13 protein-coding genes are annotated in these 15538 nt (G+C 58.9%); 3 read left to right on the forward strand and 10 right to left on the reverse strand.

Translation table 11 applies throughout. The annotated features are described in order from the left end of the window. Window positions 1-92: 92 nt before the first annotated feature. The 10 genes from LIX91_RS15260 to LIX91_RS15305 all read right to left on the reverse strand — a co-directional run bounded on the left by LIX91_RS15260 (window position 93) and on the right by LIX91_RS15305 (window position 12840). Window positions 93-1655 (reverse strand): SpoVR family protein, encoded by a 1563-nt coding sequence (locus LIX91_RS15260; RefSeq protein ID WP_230412570.1) that lies wholly within the window; start codon window positions 1653-1655, stop codon window positions 93-95. After that, a complete protein-coding gene (locus LIX91_RS15265; protein ID WP_003316246.1) occupies window positions 1652-2923 on the reverse strand; it encodes a YeaH/YhbH family protein in 1272 nt (423 codons plus the stop codon). The genes LIX91_RS15260 and LIX91_RS15265 overlap by 4 nt, the downstream gene beginning before the upstream one ends. A gap of 121 nt (window positions 2924-3044) precedes the next feature. Beyond that, window positions 3045-4967 carry a PrkA family serine protein kinase gene (locus LIX91_RS15270; RefSeq protein WP_003341169.1) on the reverse strand — a complete coding sequence of 641 codons (1923 nt, stop codon included), beginning with the start codon at window positions 4965-4967 and terminating at the stop codon, window positions 3045-3047. A 284-nt stretch (window positions 4968-5251) separates the two neighbouring features. Then, window positions 5252-5572: a thiosulfate sulfurtransferase GlpE gene (glpE, locus tag LIX91_RS15275; protein WP_003341167.1), complete on the reverse strand. Its 321-nt coding sequence runs from the start codon at window positions 5570-5572 to the stop codon at window positions 5252-5254. Between the two features lie 23 nt (window positions 5573-5595). Continuing rightward, window positions 5596-6471, reverse strand: a complete 876-nt coding sequence (locus tag LIX91_RS15280; RefSeq protein WP_226488721.1) for a symmetrical bis(5'-nucleosyl)-tetraphosphatase — start codon at window positions 6469-6471, stop codon at window positions 5596-5598. After that, window positions 6471-6851 carry a Co2+/Mg2+ efflux protein ApaG gene (gene apaG, locus LIX91_RS15285; protein ID WP_003316251.1) on the reverse strand — a complete coding sequence of 127 codons (381 nt, stop codon included), beginning with the start codon at window positions 6849-6851 and terminating at the stop codon, window positions 6471-6473. Before apaG ends, LIX91_RS15280 begins: the two co-directional genes overlap by 1 nt. Before the next feature lie 116 nt (window positions 6852-6967). After that, window positions 6968-7774, reverse strand: a complete 807-nt coding sequence (gene rsmA / locus LIX91_RS15290; RefSeq protein WP_003419764.1) for a 16S rRNA (adenine(1518)-N(6)/adenine(1519)-N(6))-dimethyltransferase RsmA — start codon at window positions 7772-7774, stop codon at window positions 6968-6970. Beyond that, complete coding sequence (gene pdxA / locus LIX91_RS15295; RefSeq protein WP_003419761.1) at window positions 7771-8760, reverse strand: 4-hydroxythreonine-4-phosphate dehydrogenase PdxA; 990 nt, start codon at window positions 8758-8760, stop codon at window positions 7771-7773. Before pdxA ends, rsmA begins: the two co-directional genes overlap by 4 nt. Beyond that, window positions 8757-10079 carry a peptidylprolyl isomerase gene (locus LIX91_RS15300; protein ID WP_226488722.1) on the reverse strand — a complete coding sequence of 441 codons (1323 nt, stop codon included), beginning with the start codon at window positions 10077-10079 and terminating at the stop codon, window positions 8757-8759. Before LIX91_RS15300 ends, pdxA begins: the two co-directional genes overlap by 4 nt. Further along, window positions 10060-12840: an LPS-assembly protein LptD gene (locus LIX91_RS15305; protein ID WP_003419759.1), complete on the reverse strand. Its 2781-nt coding sequence runs from the start codon at window positions 12838-12840 to the stop codon at window positions 10060-10062. The genes LIX91_RS15300 and LIX91_RS15305 overlap by 20 nt, the downstream gene beginning before the upstream one ends. Before the next feature lie 129 nt (window positions 12841-12969). Here LIX91_RS15305 and LIX91_RS15310 point away from each other — a divergent pair, with 129 nt between their 5' ends. From LIX91_RS15310 to LIX91_RS15320, 3 genes are all read left to right on the forward strand, one after another. Continuing rightward, a complete protein-coding gene (locus tag LIX91_RS15310; RefSeq protein ID WP_226488723.1) occupies window positions 12970-13992 on the forward strand; it encodes an aminoglycoside phosphotransferase family protein in 1023 nt (340 codons plus the stop codon). Window positions 13993-14094: 102 nt separating this feature from the next. Beyond that, entirely contained in the window at window positions 14095-14766 is a 672-nt protein-coding gene (gene murU / locus LIX91_RS15315; RefSeq protein WP_181017125.1) for an N-acetylmuramate alpha-1-phosphate uridylyltransferase MurU, read from the forward strand. Continuing rightward, window positions 14767-15534, forward strand: a complete 768-nt coding sequence (locus LIX91_RS15320) for a DnaJ domain-containing protein (RefSeq protein WP_103696497.1) — start codon at window positions 14767-14769, stop codon at window positions 15532-15534. Window positions 15535-15538: the final 4 nt, after the last annotated feature.

Genomic DNA, 15538 nt, shown 5'->3' on the forward strand with positions numbered 1-15538 from the left:
GCCTCCGTAAGCGCGACAGGATAAACCTTGTGTCGTGCTTATGGAGGCTAAAGCTGTATGAGCAAGCGTTTAACGCGCTATTGCCCTAGCGCTTAAAGGTGGACGACCGCCATATCAAGCCGGGGATATTCACTGTCGGCATGCTCGCCTTTCGGGGGTACGTGATGGGTCTTGACCACACGATCGCCCTGCAAGGTTTCCAGGTGGATGTCAAAGCCCCACAGCCGGTGCAGGTGTTTGAGCACCTCGTCTGTCGAGTCACCGAGCGGTTTGCGATTGTGCTGTTGGTGGCGCAGGGTCAGCGAGCGGTCGCCTCGGCGGTCGATGCTGTAGATCTGCACATTGGGCTCCCGATTACCCAGGTTGTACTGCGCAGCGAGTATTTCGCGAATGGTCCGATAGCCGTTTTCATCATGAATGGCGGGCACCAGCAGGTCGTCCTTCTGGTCGTCGTCCATGATGCTGAACAGTTTGAGGTCACGGATTACCTTGGGCGACAGGTACTGGAGGATGAAGCTCTCGTCCTTGAAGCTGGTCATCGCGAACTTGATCGCCGTCAGCCAGTCGCTGCCGGCAATTTCCGGAAACCACTGCCGATCCTCATCGGTAGGGTGTTCGCACATCCGGCGGATGTCCTGATACATGGCAAAGCCCAGCGCGTAGGGATTGATGCCGCTGTAATAGGGGCTGTCGAAACCGGGCTGGAAAATCACGCTGGTGTGCGACTGCAGGAACTCCATCATGAAGCCGTCGGTGACCAGCCCTTCGTCGTACAGGTCATTCATCAGCGTGTAATGCCAGAACGTCGCCCAGCCTTCGTTCATCACCTGGGTCTGGCGCTGTGGATAGAAATACTGCGCGATCTTGCGCACGATGCGCACCACTTCGCGCTGCCATGATTCCAGAAGCGGGGCGTGTTTCTCGATGAAGTAGAGAATGTTTTCCTGCGGTTCGGCCGGAAAGCGCGCGTTGTCTTCCTTGCTGCTCTTGTCGGCACTTTTCGGGATAGTGCGCCAAAGATCATTGATCTGTCGCTGAAGGTGCTCCTCCCGGTCCTTCTGCCGACGCCGCTCCTCTTCAGCGGAAATCGGGTAGGGGCGCTTGTAGCGGTCGACACCGTAGTTCATCAGCGCATGGCAGGAGTCGAGCAAGTCCTCCACGGCATCGATGCCATGGCGCTCCTCGCATTGCATGATGTACTGCTTGGCGAACACCAGGTAATCAATGATCGAACTGGCGTCGGTCCAGGTGCGGAACAGGTAGTTGCCCTTGAAGAAGCTGTTATGGCCATAGCACGCATGGGCCACCACCAGCGCCTGCATACAGATGGTGTTTTCTTCCATCAGGTAGGCAATGCACGGGTCGGAGTTGATGACGATCTCGTAAGCCAGGCCCATCTGGCCGCGAGAATAGGATTTTTCCGTGCTGAGGAAGTGTTTGCCGTAGGACCAGTGGTGATAGCCCAGCGGCATGCCCACCGAGGCATAGGCGTCCATCATCTGCTCGGCCGTGATCACTTCGATCTGGTTGGGATAGGTGTCCAGCGCATACCGTTCGGCAATCCTGCCGATTTCGCGGTCGTAGGCGCGGATCAGTTCGAATGTCCACTCTGACCCCGTGGAAAGGGGTTGGCGCTTCTGCTCTCTGGCGGTCATGACACTAACCTTCGCTGAAAGAGTTCGCGGAATACCGGATAGATATCACCGGCAGAGACCAGCTGTTGCTGGGCAAACGTGTCGGCAAAATCTTCACCGATGCGTTCGTATTCGTACCACAAGGCCTGGTGCTCACGCGGCGTGATTTCCACGTACGTGTAGTACTGCACGAAGGGCATGATCTGTTTGGTGAGGATTTCCCGGCAGATGGGCGAATCATCGTTCCAGTTATCGCCGTCTGACGCCTGTGCCGCGTAGATATTCCAGTCACTGCTCGGGTAGCGTGCGGCCATGATTTCCTGCATCAGTTTCAATGCGCTGGAAACGATGGTGCCGCCGGTTTCCCGTGAATAGAAAAACTCTTCCTCGTCCACTTCGCGGGCGCTGGTGTGGTGACGAATGAAGACCACGTCGATCTTGTCGTAGTTACGCTTGAGGAACAGGTACAGCAGGATGAAGAAGCGCTTGGCGATGTCCTTGGTCGCCTGGGTCATGGAGCCGGAGACGTCCATCAGGCAAAACATGACCGCTTTGGAGCTGGGGTTAGGTTGCTTGACCAGCAGGTTGTACTTGAGGTCGAAGGTATCGAGGTAGGGCACACGACGGATGCGAGCCTTCAGTCGGTCGATTTCTACTTCCAGTTCCTGAAGGTCGCCGAAGTTATCCGGCTCTTCGCGCTTCATGCGCTCAAACTCGGCGGTCGCTTCCCTGAGCTTCGCCCGGCTGCTGCCGGACAGCGCAATACGCCGTGCATGCGCCGAGCGCAGTGTGCGGATGATGTTGATCCGCGACGGGTTGCCCTCGTTGCTGATCCCGGCGCGCACGGTCTTGAAGGTGTCGGTGCCGGTCAGGTTGCGCTTGACCAGGTTCGGCAGCTCCAGGTCTTCGAACATGAACTCGAGAAACTCTTCCTGAGTAATCTGAAACGAAAACTCATCCATCCCTTCGCCGGAATTGCCCGCCTTGCCGGGGCCTTTACCGCCAGCGCCGCCTTGAGGGCGGGCGATGTGCTCACCTGTGGTGAACTCCTTGTTGCCAGGATGAACGACGGTCTGCTTGCCGCCGCGACCGTGATGCAGCACCGGTTCGTCGATGTCACGCCCGGGGATGCTGATCTGCTCGCCGTGTTCCATGTCAGTGATGGAGCGCCGGCTGACCGCTTCCTCCACTGCTTTCTTGATGTGGTCACGGTAACGCCGCAGAAACCGCTGCCGGTTCACCGTGCTCTTGTTCTTGCCGTTGAGACGTCGGTCGATCACATAGCTCATAGGCTCCTCCGGGGAGCTTCAAGTTGTAAGCCTCAAGCTGCAGGCGAGTACACGATCAATCCCGAGACCGGGTGTTGATCGCTTGTCGCCTGCAGCTGATAGCTTGAAGCTTGCAGCTGCTTTACTGCGATTTCCGCACGCGCAGATACCATTCGGAAAGCAAACGTACCTGCTTGTCCGTGTAGCCCCTCTCGACCATTCGTGTCACGAAGTCGTTGTGCTTCTGCTGATCCTCTTTGCTGGCCTTGGCATTGAAGCTGATGACCGGCAGGAGGTCCTCGGTGTTGGAGAACATTTTCTTCTCGATCACCACCCGCAGCTTCTCGTAGCTGAGCCAGGTCGGGTTCTTGCCATTGTTGTTGGCGCGGGCACGCAGCACGAAGTTGACGATTTCGTTGCGGAAATCTTTCGGGTTGCTGATGCCAGCCGGCTTCTCGATTTTTTCCAGCTCCTCGTTCAAGGCCACGCGGTTGAGGATTTCGCCGGTTTCCGGATCGCGGTATTCCTGATCCTGAATCCAGAAGTCCGCATACAGCACATAGCGGTCGAAAATGTTCTGACCGTACTCGCTGTAGGATTCCAGATACGCCGTCTGGATTTCCTTGCCGATGAACTCGATATAGCGCGGTGCCAGGTATTCCTTGATAAAGCGCAGATAACGCTCGCGCGTTTCGGCGGGGAACTGCTCCTGTTCGATCTGCTGCTCCAGTACGTAAAGCAGGTGCACCGGGTTGGCGGCGATTTCGTGCGGATCGAAGTTGAAGACCTTGGACAGAATCTTGAACGCGAAGCGGGTAGACAGACCATTCATGCCTTCGTCGACGCCCGCACTGTCGCGGTACTCCTGGATCGACTTGGCTTTAGGGTCGGTGTCTTTGAGGTTCTCGCCGTCATACACGCGCATCTTGGAGTAGATGTTGGAGTTGTCCGGCTCTTTGAGGCGCGACAGCGTGGTGAACTGCGCGAGCATTTTCAGGGTGTCCGGCGCGCAGTGCGCCTTGGACAGCGAGCTGTTGAACAGCAGCTTGTCGTAGATCTTGATCTCGTCGCTGACACGCAGGCAGTACGGCACCTTCACAATGTAGATACGGTCGATGAAGGCTTCGTTGTTCTTGTTGTTACGGAAACTGTGCCATTCCGATTCGTTGGAGTGCGCCAGCAGGATACCGGTGAACGGGATCGCGCCCAGCCCTTCGGTACTGTTGTAGTTGCCTTCCTGGGTTGCGGTGAGCAGCGGGTGAAGCACCTTGATCGGGGCCTTGAACATCTCGACGAATTCCATCAGGCCCTGGTTGGCCCGGCACAGCGCGCCCGAGTAGCTGTAGGCATCGGCGTCGTTCTGCGGGAATTCTTCCAGTTTGCGGATATCCACCTTGCCGACCAGCGCAGAGATGTCCTGGTTGTTTTCGTCGCCGGGTTCGGTTTTCGCCACGGCAATCTGGTTGAGAATCGACGGGTAGAGCTTCACCACCTTGAACTGGCTGATGTCGCCGCCGAACTCGGCCAGACGTTTGGTCGCCCACGGCGACATGATGGTGCTCAGGTAGCGTCGCGGAATCCCGAAGTCTTCTTCGAGAATCGCGCCGTCCTCGGTGGCGTTGAACAGGCCCAAGGGCGACTCGAAGACTGGCGAGCCCTTGATGGCGTAGAACGGGACTTTTTCGATCAGTTGCTTGAGTTTTTCCGCCAGGGACGATTTACCGCCACCCACCGGGCCGAGCAGATACAGGATTTGCTTTTTCTCTTCCAGGCCTTGGGCGGCATGGCGGAAATACGAAACGATCTGGTCGATGCATTCCTCCATTCCGTGGAAGTCGGCAAAGGCCGGATAGCGGCGTATGACCTTGTTGGAGAAAATGCGCGACAGCCTGGAGTTGGCGGAGGTATCCACCAGTTCGGGCTCGCCGATAGCCAGCAGAAGGCGTTCTGCGGCAGAGGCGTAGGCGCTGCGATCCTGTTTGCAGAGCTCCAGATACTCCTGTAGCGAGAGCTCTTCTTGCCGCGTGCTTTCGAAGCGTTGTTGGAAGTGGCTGAATATACTCATGACGTCACCTCGCTCGATACGTGGAGCCGGCGGCGGATCGTCAGTCGATGCTGGCAGCGACCTAACTACGGCCGCTGTTTCCCCCCAGAACACCCTAAAAGTAACTACCGATGACCCACGCGCCGGTGTACCGGCTCTCCCCTGAAAACGGATGGCCTAGGCTAAGGATAGTTCGGATTCGGAAAGATAAAGAAGGGATGCGCGAGAAGACGGGCTGACCGTTCGTCAGATGGCTCGCGAGCCCGCGTAGAACGCGGGATCAGCTGTCATAAAAATATTTTCTATCAGCCTTGCACGGTTTCTTGCGGATAAGTGGCGCGCCACAGCTCGAAACCGCCGTCCACGCTGTACACATCGGAGAAACCCTGGCCGACCAGATAGGCCGCAGCGCTCTGGCTGGAGTTGCCGTGGTAGCAGACGACCACCAGCGGTTTGTCCAGATCGGCTTCGCGGATGAAGTCGGCGATCGAGTGGTTGTCCAGATGCACGGAATCGGGAATGTGATTGCTCTCGAAAGCCTGTGGGTCCCGAACATCGACCAGCACGGCGCCTTGCTCGCGCAGAGCCTGGGCCTGTTCAGGTGGGATACGTTTGAATTCAGTCATTGCCTGGGCTCCTGAGCCTGAGGTTACGGAAGGGGAGTAGCCCCGGGTTGCACGCGGGTAACAAGCCCGTCGGCGGCATTGCCGATAGCATCGCAATTGCACTGATGACGTTCAAGCGTATCGACATTGAGCAGCGTCATCGAGCCGCCCCAGACACATCCGCTGTCGAGGGCGAAGACGTCAGGTTCGCCGCAGCGACCTTCAAGCGCAGCCCAGTGGCCGAAAATGATTTTCACGTCGCGGGTCTTGCGGCTCTGGTGGCTGAACCAGGGCGCGTAGCCAGGTATCGCGGTGCCGACCCCTTCCTTGCTCTTCAGATCGAGTTTGCCGTCGCTGGTGCAGAAGCGCATGCGGGTGAAGTAGTTGGTGATGACCCGCAGACGCGTCACGCCTTGCAGTTCGTTATCCCACTTGGCCGGTTCATTGCCGTACATGCCGTCGAGAAAGGCGCCGTACAACGTGTCGTCCTGCAGCGCGTGCTCGACTTCGGCAGCGTGCTTCAAGGCCTTTTTCAGCGCCCACTGTGGCGCGATACCGGCATGCACCATGGCGACATTGCGTTCTGCGTCGTAATGCATGAGCTTCTGCCGACGCACCCAGCCAAGCAGGTCGTCACGATCAGGCGCTTCAAGGATTTCAAGCAGCGTGTCGCCTTTCTTCAGCAGCTCTTTTTTACGGGCCACTGCCAGCAGGTGCAGGTCATGATTGCCGAGCACGCACACCAGCGATTCGCGAATGCTGTACAGATAGCGAAGCGTTTCCAGCGATTGCGGGCCACGGTTGACCAAGTCACCCACCAGCCAGAGGCGATCCTGCTCCGGGTTGAAGTGCACGTGCTCGAGCAGGCATTGCAGAGGTTCAAGGCAGCCTTGCAGGTCACCCACCGCATACACCGCCATCAGTGCAGCGAGCCCGGAACGGCCAGACGGAAAGGCTCGATAACGGCATCGAAGCGTTTGCCGTCTTCGGCCAGCATCTGGTAAGTGCCCTGCATATTGCCGACTTTGGTGGTCATGACCGTACCACTGCTGTAGGTATGGCTTTGGCCGACCTTGATCAGTGGCTGCTGGCCGACCACGCCTTCACCACGTACTTCCTCGACATTGCCATCACCGTCGGTAATGACCCAGTGCCGCGACAGCAGCCGGGCAGGGAGCTCGCCATTGTTGTGCACGGTGATGGTGTAGGCGAAAGCGAAGCGGTTCTGCTCGGGTTGCGACTGCTCCGAGAGGAAGCGTGTGACGACGCTGACGTCGACCTTGTAACGAGAATCGGGCATGCAATAGGCCTTGAAATCCATAGCTGCGAAAAAAGGGCGTGTGCGGCAGGTAGATCAGTCTAGGACAAGTAAGCGGAAAATGAAGACTGAGCCTGCCGTTTACTTGTCCCCAGGGTTCACTCTGTCACAACTTTTTCGCTGAGAGTGTCTGCCAGACGAACGAATGCAGCCAGATCGAGCTGCTCGGGACGCAAGCTGCCGTCTACTCCGGAAGCGGTGATCTCATCGCTGGTCAACAGCAGCTTGAGCGTGTTGCGCAGGGTCTTGCGACGCTGGTTGAACGCTTCACGCACGATCCGCTCCAGCACACGGTGATCCTTGGCAGGGTGCGGCAGTGTTTCGTAAGGGACGAGGCGCACAATGGCCGAGTCCACTTTCGGCGGCGGGTTGAATGCACCCGGTCCGACGTTGAACAGGTGTTCGACGCGGCAATGGTACTGGACCATGATCGACAGACGGCCCCAGTCACCGCCGCCGGGTCCGGCAGCCATGCGCTCGACCACTTCCTTTTGCAGCATGAAGTGCATGTCGCGGATCAGACTGGCGTTCTGCAGCAGATGAAAAATCAGCGGTGTCGAGATGTTGTACGGCAGGTTGCCCACCACCCGCAGGCTGCGCGGTTCGGCGCCGAGGGTGTTGAAGTCGAATTTCAGCGCATCGCCCTGATGCAGGTTGAAGTTCGGCTTGCTGGCGAACTGACCGTTCAGGATCGGGATCAGGTCCTTGTCCAGCTCGACCACGTCCAGCTGAGCGCCGCTGTCAAGCAGGCCCTCGGTCAGTGCACCCTGGCCCGGCCCGATTTCCAGCAGCCGGTCTTCAGGTTTGGCACGGATGGCACGCAGGATCTTGTCGATAACGCCTGCATCGTGCAGGAAGTTCTGCCCGAAGCGCTTGCGCGCCCGGTGTTGGTAGTGCTCGGTCATGAATGGGTCTCGGCCATCTGGTAGGCGGTTTGCAGTGCGACGTGCAGGCTGCCGGTGTCGATGTTCGCAGTGCCGGCCAGGTCCAGCGCCGTGCCGTGATCGACAGAGGTGCGGATGATTGGCAGGCCGAGCGTCACATTGACCGCTGCGCCGAAACCTTTGTATTTCAGCACGGGCAGGCCCTGATCGTGGTACATCGCCAGCACTGCGTCGCAGTGCTCCAGATATTTGGGGGTAAACAGAGTGTCTGCAGGCAGCGGGCCGCGCAAGTCCAGGCCTTCGCTGCGCAGGCGCTCCAGAGCAGGTTCGATGATGTCGATTTCCTCACGACCCAGATGCCCGCTTTCGCCGGCATGAGGGTTGAGGCCGCAGACCAGAATGCGTGGGTGGGCAATGCCGAACTTGTTGACCAGATCGGCGTGCAGGATGCGTGTCACGCGCTCCAGACGATCCGCTGTGATAGCGTCGGCCACATCGCGCAACGGCAGGTGAGTGGTCACCAGTGCTACGCGCAGGTCGCCGGTTGCCAGCATCATCACTACCTGTTCGGTGTGAGTCAGTTCAGCGAGAAATTCGGTGTGTCCGGAAAACGCGATACCGCCGTCGTTGATCACGCCTTTGTGCACCGGGGCGGTGATCATGCCGCTGAACAGTCCGTCCAGGCAGCCCTGGCCCGCGCGAGTCAGGGTTTCCAGGACGAACGCCGCGTTGGCCTTGTTCAGCACGCCGGTTTCCACCGGAGCGGCCAGTGGCGTATCCCAGACGTACAGACTGCCGGCAGGTGCAGGCAGGTCGGGAAACGCGTCGGGCGTGACCTCGATCAGACTGACTGCCACACCCAGTTGCGCGGCCCGCTCAAGGAGCAGGTCGCGGCTGGTGATGGCAATCAGGGGGTATGGCTGAGGCTGCGTGGCGAGCAGCAGGCAAAGGTCAGGACCTATGCCGGCCGGCTCGCCGGGTGTCAGTGCGAAACGCTTGGGTTTCACTTTGCAGCCTGTGTCGCGCCAGGGAGTTTGATTTCAACGTAGGCTTCGTCGCGGATCTGACGCAGCCAGGTTTGCAGCTCTTCGTCGTACTTGCGGTTACGCAATACGTTCAGCGCCTGCTGTTCACGAGCCTGATCAGTAGCGTCCTTGGAGCGACGACCGAGCACTTCGAGCACATGCCAGCCGTACTGGGTCTGGAACGGTTTGGACAAGACGCCTTGTGGCGTTTCGCCCATCACCTGGCGGAACTCCGGAACCAGAGAGTTGGGATCAACCCAGTTCAGATCGCCGCCATTGAGTGCAGAACCCGGATCTTCCGAAAAGCTCTTCGCCAGCGCGGCGAAATCTTCGCCGCCCTCGATGCGGTCGTAGATCTTCTGGGCAAGACGCTTGGTCTCTTCCTCGTTACGAATTTCGCTTGGCTTGATCAGGATATGACGCACATGCACTTCATCACGCATTTGCGCCTCACCCTGGCCGCCGCGCTTTTCAAGCAGCTTGAGAATGATGAAACCGCCCGGCGTACGTGCAGGAGGCGTCACGTCACCGACAGGCATCGAGCTGAGCATGTCACCGAACGGCGGTGGCAATTGCGCAGCCTTGCGCCAGCCCATGTCGCCGCCTTCCAGCGCGTTTTCGCTGGACGAGGAGGTGGCTGCGAGACGGGTGAAGTCAGCACCTTTCTTCAACTGGTCGTAGATGCCCTTGGCCTTGACCGCAGCAGCCTGGATGGCGTCCGAGGAAGCGCTGTCAGGTGTGGCGATCAGAATGTTGGCCAGGTGAAACTCTTCAGACAGCTGAGCCTTGCCCATATCGGAGGCGAGGAAGTTCTTCACTTCCTGCTGGGACACCTGGATACGTTCGGCCACCCGGCGCTGACGCACGCGGCTGATGATCATTTCCCGGCGCACCTGTTCGCGCGCATCGTTATAGGACAGGCCGTCATGCGCCAGCGCGGCGCGGAACTGCTCCACGCTCATGTTGTTGCGCTGGGCAATGGTGCCAATGGCCTGGTTCAGCTCTTCGTCGGAGACACGAATGCCAGAGCGTTCGCCAATCTGCAACTGCAGGTTTTCCAGGATCAGACGATCCAGAACCTGTGGTTGCAGGGCTTCTGCAGGCGGTACACCAGAGCCGCGCTTGGCAATGGTCTGCTGAACTTCACGTACACGCTGGTCCATCTGGCTTTTCATGATCACATCGTTGTCGACGATAGCCACGACACTGTCCAGAGGTTGAACCGCAGCATGCACTGCACCGCTCAGGAGTAACGCGCCCAGCATCAGCGGGCGCAGACAATCAGAAAGCTTGGTCTTCACGTTCACGATAACCTTGAATGCCTTTGTCGAGGAAGCTGTCTACCTTGGCGCCAGTTACACCGCCGAGCCCCTTCAACACGATTTGTAGGAATATGCCGCGGTCGCCTTTCTCGTTCTGAGGTGCTGCCTGGCTGAACTCGTCGTAGTCGATCCAGTAGCGATTGACCAGACGCATTTTCCAGCAGCAGTTGTCGTACTCGAACCCGCCGAAAGCTTCGATGGTGCGTTCACGGTTGTAGTCATACTGCCAACGGCTGATCAGGCTCCACTGCGGCACGATCGGCCAGATGACCGAGAAATCGTGCTGCTGAATCTTGTAGTAGTCCTTCACGTAGTTTGGCGAACCCGGGGTGCCGTAGTCACCACCACCCACGACCCAACGGCCGGTGCTTTCGTCGTAACGAATCTGGTCGTTGCGATAGCGATAGCCGAGGTTGACGACCTTGTTCGGGTTGTCTTCAGGCTGGTAGTGGAACATTGCGCTGCCCGAACGGGTGCTTCGGCTGTCCGGATCCCAGTTGAAATCGGAGTTGAAGCGCCAGTCGCGGTTGAAGCGGTATTCGTATTCCAGTGCATAAGGCGAAACGTTGGAGCGCGCATCATCACGATCCGCGAACACCACGCCCGGCAACTGCACCTTGCGGTCTTCGAAATACAGCGCCTGACCGATGCTGAAGCGTTGACGTTCGAAGCCGTTTTCCTCGATCCAGCGGTTGGTGACGCCCAGCGACAGTTTGTTCTCGTCGCCGATGCGGTCGGAACCGGTGAAGCGGTTGTCACGGAACAGCGAGGCGAAGTTGAACGTGCTTTCGCTGGTGTCGAATACCGGGATGTCGGTCTGGTCTTTCTCGGGAACATAGAGATAGAACAGGCGCGGCTCCAAGGTCTGGCGGTAATCCTTGCCGAACCAGTTGGTATTGCGGTCGAAGTACAGGCCGCTGTCGACGCTGAAGATCGGTACGCTGCGGCTTTGGCTGCTGCTGTACTCTTCGCCGGCCAGCAGGGTGTTTTTACCCTGACTGTCCAGATCCAGATCGTATTGCGTGTAGACGTACTTCAGCTTCGGCGTCAGGAAGCCATAGGTCCAGTTCATTGGCAGGCTGACGGACGGTGCCAGGTTCAGACGATCGCCGTTGGCGCGAGCCAGGCCGGAGATGTTGTTGTCCAGGCGTGTCTCGGAGTTGCCATCTTCATCGATGAACGCGCCGCTGCGCAGGTCACGTTCGAAGCGCACCGCTTCAGTCTGATAATCGAACTTCAGACCGCCGGGGTTGTAGGGCAACGTACCGTTGAGCGTCAGCTGAGGCAGACGGTTGTACGGCGTAACGTTGGCAACCGTCGCCAGCTTGTAGGCCTGAGCATTGAGCACTGCCGCGAAGCTGTCGCCGCGGTAGGTCAGGGAGCCCTGCTGGTTGAGGAAGTCAGTCCGTTTGACGCCGATCTGATCGGTTTCCAGGTCCTGGAAGTAATACGGATCGCTGATATCGGTGTAGTCGACCTGGGTCAGCCAGCGCGTATCAAGCCCGCCCTTGTGCTGCCAGTTGATCATCCAGCGGGTCTTGTCGTAGTCCGACTGCAGTTTGCGGTCGTCGTTTTCGTCGTTCAGGTACGCGCCGCCAAACTGACCTTCGCTGCCCTTGGTCAGGTAGCGGAACTCGCCTTCCATCAGCAAGCCACGATCAGCCATGTAACGCGGGTACAACGTGGCGTCGTAGTTCGGCGCCAGGTTGAAGTAGTACGGGGTGACCAGCGTGAAGCCATTGTCGCCGCCTGCTGCAATGGTTGGCGGCAGGAAACCGGACTGACGACGGTCGTCGATCGGGAAGTAGATATACGGCGTGTACAGAACCGGTATGTCCTTGACCCGCAGGGTAACGTTGGTCGCTGTACCGAAGCCGGTGGCCGGGTTCAGCGTGATGTTGTTGCCCTTGAGCGTCCAGGCGTTGCTGTTCGGCTCGCACGTCGTGTAGGTACCGTCCTTGAGCCGGATGATCGCGTTCTCTGCACGCTTGGCGTACAGGGCGTTACCGCGAATGTTCGACTTGTGCAGGACGTACTCGGCGTTGTCGACACGGGCTTCGCCGGTGTCGAGTTGCAGTTCGGCCTTGTCACCGACGATCAGCGCACCGTTGTCGCGCAGACGGACATCGCCGTTCAGCTCGCCACGGTTCTCGGCCTGATGCAGTGCAGCCTCCTGGGCCTGCACCTGCATGCTGCCCTGGCGCATCACCACATCACCCGCCAGCGTGGCGACCTGCGCTTCCTGTTCGTAACGCGAAGCCTTGGCTCCCACGAACATCGGCGCGTCTTTCATCGGCGTCTTGTCGTCCATGCCAGGACGGATCGGCTCGACGTAGGCACCCGAGCAATACGGGCCGGTCTCGGCCAGTTGCGCTGCGGTAAGCTTTTCGCGAGGAACCCAATCGAGGTGGCTGTAGTCAGCACTACGCGACTTCAGACCTTTGCCCTTGGCTTCAGTGACCAGTTGCGTACCCGCAGACTGTTCACCCGAAGAGGTGCCTTGTGAGGTGACCGTGCCGTTGGAACTGACCGACGTCGTGTCATGCACGGGGCGCGGAGGCAGATCCACTGCAGCAGCATTGGATTTCGGCGCACAGTTCCAGGCACCCGAAGCAGAGACTGAGCAGTCATACTGTTCCGCGGCGACCACGAACTGAGTGGCCAGAGGTTGCATCGCCAGCAGACTGCCGGTTACGAGCAACGGAAATTTTTTACGAAACGCGGGGGATTTCAATGCCATCTTATTAGTCCGGGCTTCCTGCGCGCCATCTGCCCGCGGGGGGGCCGCACGCCTCTCGATGGGCTGAAAAAGATTCCGGATAATAAAGCATGACCCGCTTGACGGCTAGCGCCGTCGGAGACCCTTGTAATGTCAGATCAAGATATACGCCTGCAATCCCTGAAAGTTTGGCTCGATGAGCAGTTGCCGGCGCTGTTTTCGGCGCACGGTTGGGGCGCCGTGCCCCCGGCTACATTGACTGCGGCCAGTAGTGACGCAAGTTTTCGCCGTTATTTTCGCTGGGAGGGTGCGGGCCGAACTTTTATTGTCATGGACGCCCCTCCACCGCAGGAAAACTGCAAACCGTTCGTGGATATCGCTCATTTATTGGAAAAGTCGGGCATTAATGTTCCAAAAATTTATGCCGAAGACCTGACACAAGGCTTTTTGCTGCTCAACGATCTGGGCCGTCAAACTTATCTGGATGTCATTGACGCCGATAATGCCGATGCCTTGTTCGCTGATGCCATTCAGGCGTTGCTGGCCTACCAGCAACTGCCTATGGACGCGCCATTGCCCAGCTATGACGTCGCGTTGCTGCGCCGTGAGCTGGAGCTGTTTCCCGAGTGGTACGTGAAGCGGCACCTGGGTATCGAGATGGACGAGGCGCAGCTGAGCGACTGGCAGCAGGTCAGCGAGCTGTTGATCAACAGCGCCCTGGCACAGCCCAAAGTACTGGTGCATCGCGACTATATGCCGCGAAACCTGATGATCAGCGAGCCTAACCCGGGCGTGCTGGATTTTCAGGATGCGGTCTATGGCCCGGTCACCTATGACGTGACATGCCTGTTCAAGGACGCATTCCTGAGCTGGCCACAGGAGCGTGTCAGTGGCTGGCTGCGCACCTACTGGGATCAGGCGCGTGCCGTCGGCATTCCGGTACAGGAAGATTTTGCCTCATTCGAGCGCGCCAGTGATCTGATGGGTGTACAGCGACATTTGAAGGTGATCGGCATTTTTGCCCGCATTTGTCACCGCGATGGAAAACCTCGCTACCTGGAAGACGTTCCGCGCTTTTTCGCTTATATAGAGGCGGTGTTGTCACGTCGCCCAGAGCTGGCGCAGCTCGGGCAGTTGCTTACCAGTCTGCAGCCGGTAGACACCGCTGTCTGAAATGACAGAGACGGCCAACGTGACAGAGAGCCGGTTTTATAAAGGGCCGCTTTGAAAGATGGCCATTTTGGAAAAGATCTTGATTGTGTCGAAGAGGACTGCATGAAAGCGATGATTCTCGCCGCCGGTAAAGGCGAGCGAATGCGCCCGTTGACCCTGCACACGCCCAAACCGCTGGTGCGTGTCGGGGATGTACCGTTGATCGAATACCACCTGAACGCCTTGCGCGATGCAGGGTTTCACCAGTTGGTCATCAACCATGCGTGGCTGGGTCAGCAGATCGAGGATTACCTGGGCGACGGTCAGCGTTTCGACCTGAGCATTCGTTACTCCCCAGAGGGCATGCCGCTTGAAACTGGCGGTGGCATTCAGCGGGCATTGCCGCTGCTTGGCCTTGAGCCCTTCGTGGTGATCAACGGGGATATCTGGACCGATTACGACTTCAGCACATTGCGCGTGCCGCTTACGGGCCTTGCGCACCTGGTATTGGTCGATAACCCCGCGCATCACCCGACGGGCGACTTCTCGCTGGTCGACGCTCAGGTGCGCGACGACGATTCGGCGGGGCAGCGCCTGACCTACAGCGGTATCGCCATCCTCCATCCACAGTTGTTTGCCAATTGCGAGCCCGGCGCGTTCAAGCTCGCGCCGCTGTTGCGCGAGGCGATGCATAAGGGGCTGGTCACGGGCGAGCACTACCGAGGGCGCTGGGTCGATGTCGGCACCCACGAGCGCCTGGCTGAAGTCGAGCAGATGCTTGCGGAGACTCGCTGAATGCTTTGGCCCGGCACAGTGATCGGCGCTGGAGTCGGTTACGCAATTGCCAGTATTCCAGGCGCAATGCTCGGTGCTCTGTTGGGCCAGGCGCTGGACCGGCGCCTGAAACTGCAGAGTTGGGCGCATCTGCGTGAGCGTCTGGGCGGACGTGCAACGATCCACAAGGACGATCTGCTGTTTGTGTTGCTGGGCCGTCTGGCCAAAAGTAACGGACGGGTTCTGGCCAGCCATATCCATCAGGCACGTATCGAGATGCGCCGTTTGAACCTGAACGAGACGGATCAGTTGCGCGCCATCAACGCCTTCAAGCGCGGCCGCGACGGCACCGATGGCCTGCGCAGTTACCTGCGTGGCCTGCAAGGGCAGTCGGACATTGCCGAGGATATGTTGCGCGCCTGCTGGCGGATGGCCTGGGCGGACGGCAAAACTTCTCGGGTCGAACGCGAGCTGATCGGGGTATGGGGCATGTGGCTTGGCTGGACAGGGCCGCAGGTCGAGGCGCTGGCGGCTGACCACGACCCCATGAAGCGCTCGCCGATCAGCAGCGGCGACGACTACAAAAGTGCGATGACGTTGCTGGGAATAAGGTCGGACACCGATCCTTTGAGCATCAAGCGTGCCTACCGGCGCCTGCTCAGTCGGCATCACCCTGACAAGATTGCCGGCTCGGGCGCCAATCCACAGCAAGTGCGGGTGGCGACCGAGAAGACCAGCGAGTTGCACAATGCCTATCGCGTGGTGAAAGCCCGACGCGGGTTCAACTGAACCT

The organism is Pseudomonas sp. B20 (assembly GCF_020515755.1).
Lineage (GTDB): Bacteria > Pseudomonadota > Gammaproteobacteria > Pseudomonadales > Pseudomonadaceae > Aquipseudomonas > Aquipseudomonas syringae.

Bases quoted from the DNA above. Each gene is read 5' to 3' on its own strand.
- LIX91_RS15260 (WP_230412570.1), bottom strand. From the start codon at position 1,655: ATGACCGCCAGAGAGCAGAAGCGCCAACCCCTTTCCACGGGGTCAGAG.
- LIX91_RS15265 (WP_003316246.1), bottom strand. From the start codon at position 2,923: ATGAGCTATGTGATCGACCGACGTCTCAACGGCAAGAACAAGAGCACG.
- LIX91_RS15270 (WP_003341169.1), bottom strand. From the start codon at position 4,967: ATGAGTATATTCAGCCACTTCCAACAACGCTTCGAAAGCACGCGGCAA.
- glpE (WP_003341167.1), bottom strand. From the start codon at position 5,572: ATGACTGAATTCAAACGTATCCCACCTGAACAGGCCCAGGCTCTGCGC.
- LIX91_RS15280 (WP_226488721.1), bottom strand. From the start codon at position 6,471: ATGGCGGTGTATGCGGTGGGTGACCTGCAAGGCTGCCTTGAACCTCTG.
- apaG (WP_003316251.1), bottom strand. From the start codon at position 6,851: ATGCCCGATTCTCGTTACAAGGTCGACGTCAGCGTCGTCACACGCTTC.
- rsmA (WP_003419764.1), bottom strand. From the start codon at position 7,774: ATGACCGAGCACTACCAACACCGGGCGCGCAAGCGCTTCGGGCAGAAC.
- LIX91_RS15305 (WP_003419759.1), bottom strand. From the start codon at position 12,840: ATGGCATTGAAATCCCCCGCGTTTCGTAAAAAATTTCCGTTGCTCGTA.
- LIX91_RS15310 (WP_226488723.1), top strand. From the start codon at position 12,970: ATGTCAGATCAAGATATACGCCTGCAATCCCTGAAAGTTTGGCTCGAT.
- murU (WP_181017125.1), top strand. From the start codon at position 14,095: ATGAAAGCGATGATTCTCGCCGCCGGTAAAGGCGAGCGAATGCGCCCG.
- LIX91_RS15320 (WP_103696497.1), top strand. From the start codon at position 14,767: ATGCTTTGGCCCGGCACAGTGATCGGCGCTGGAGTCGGTTACGCAATT.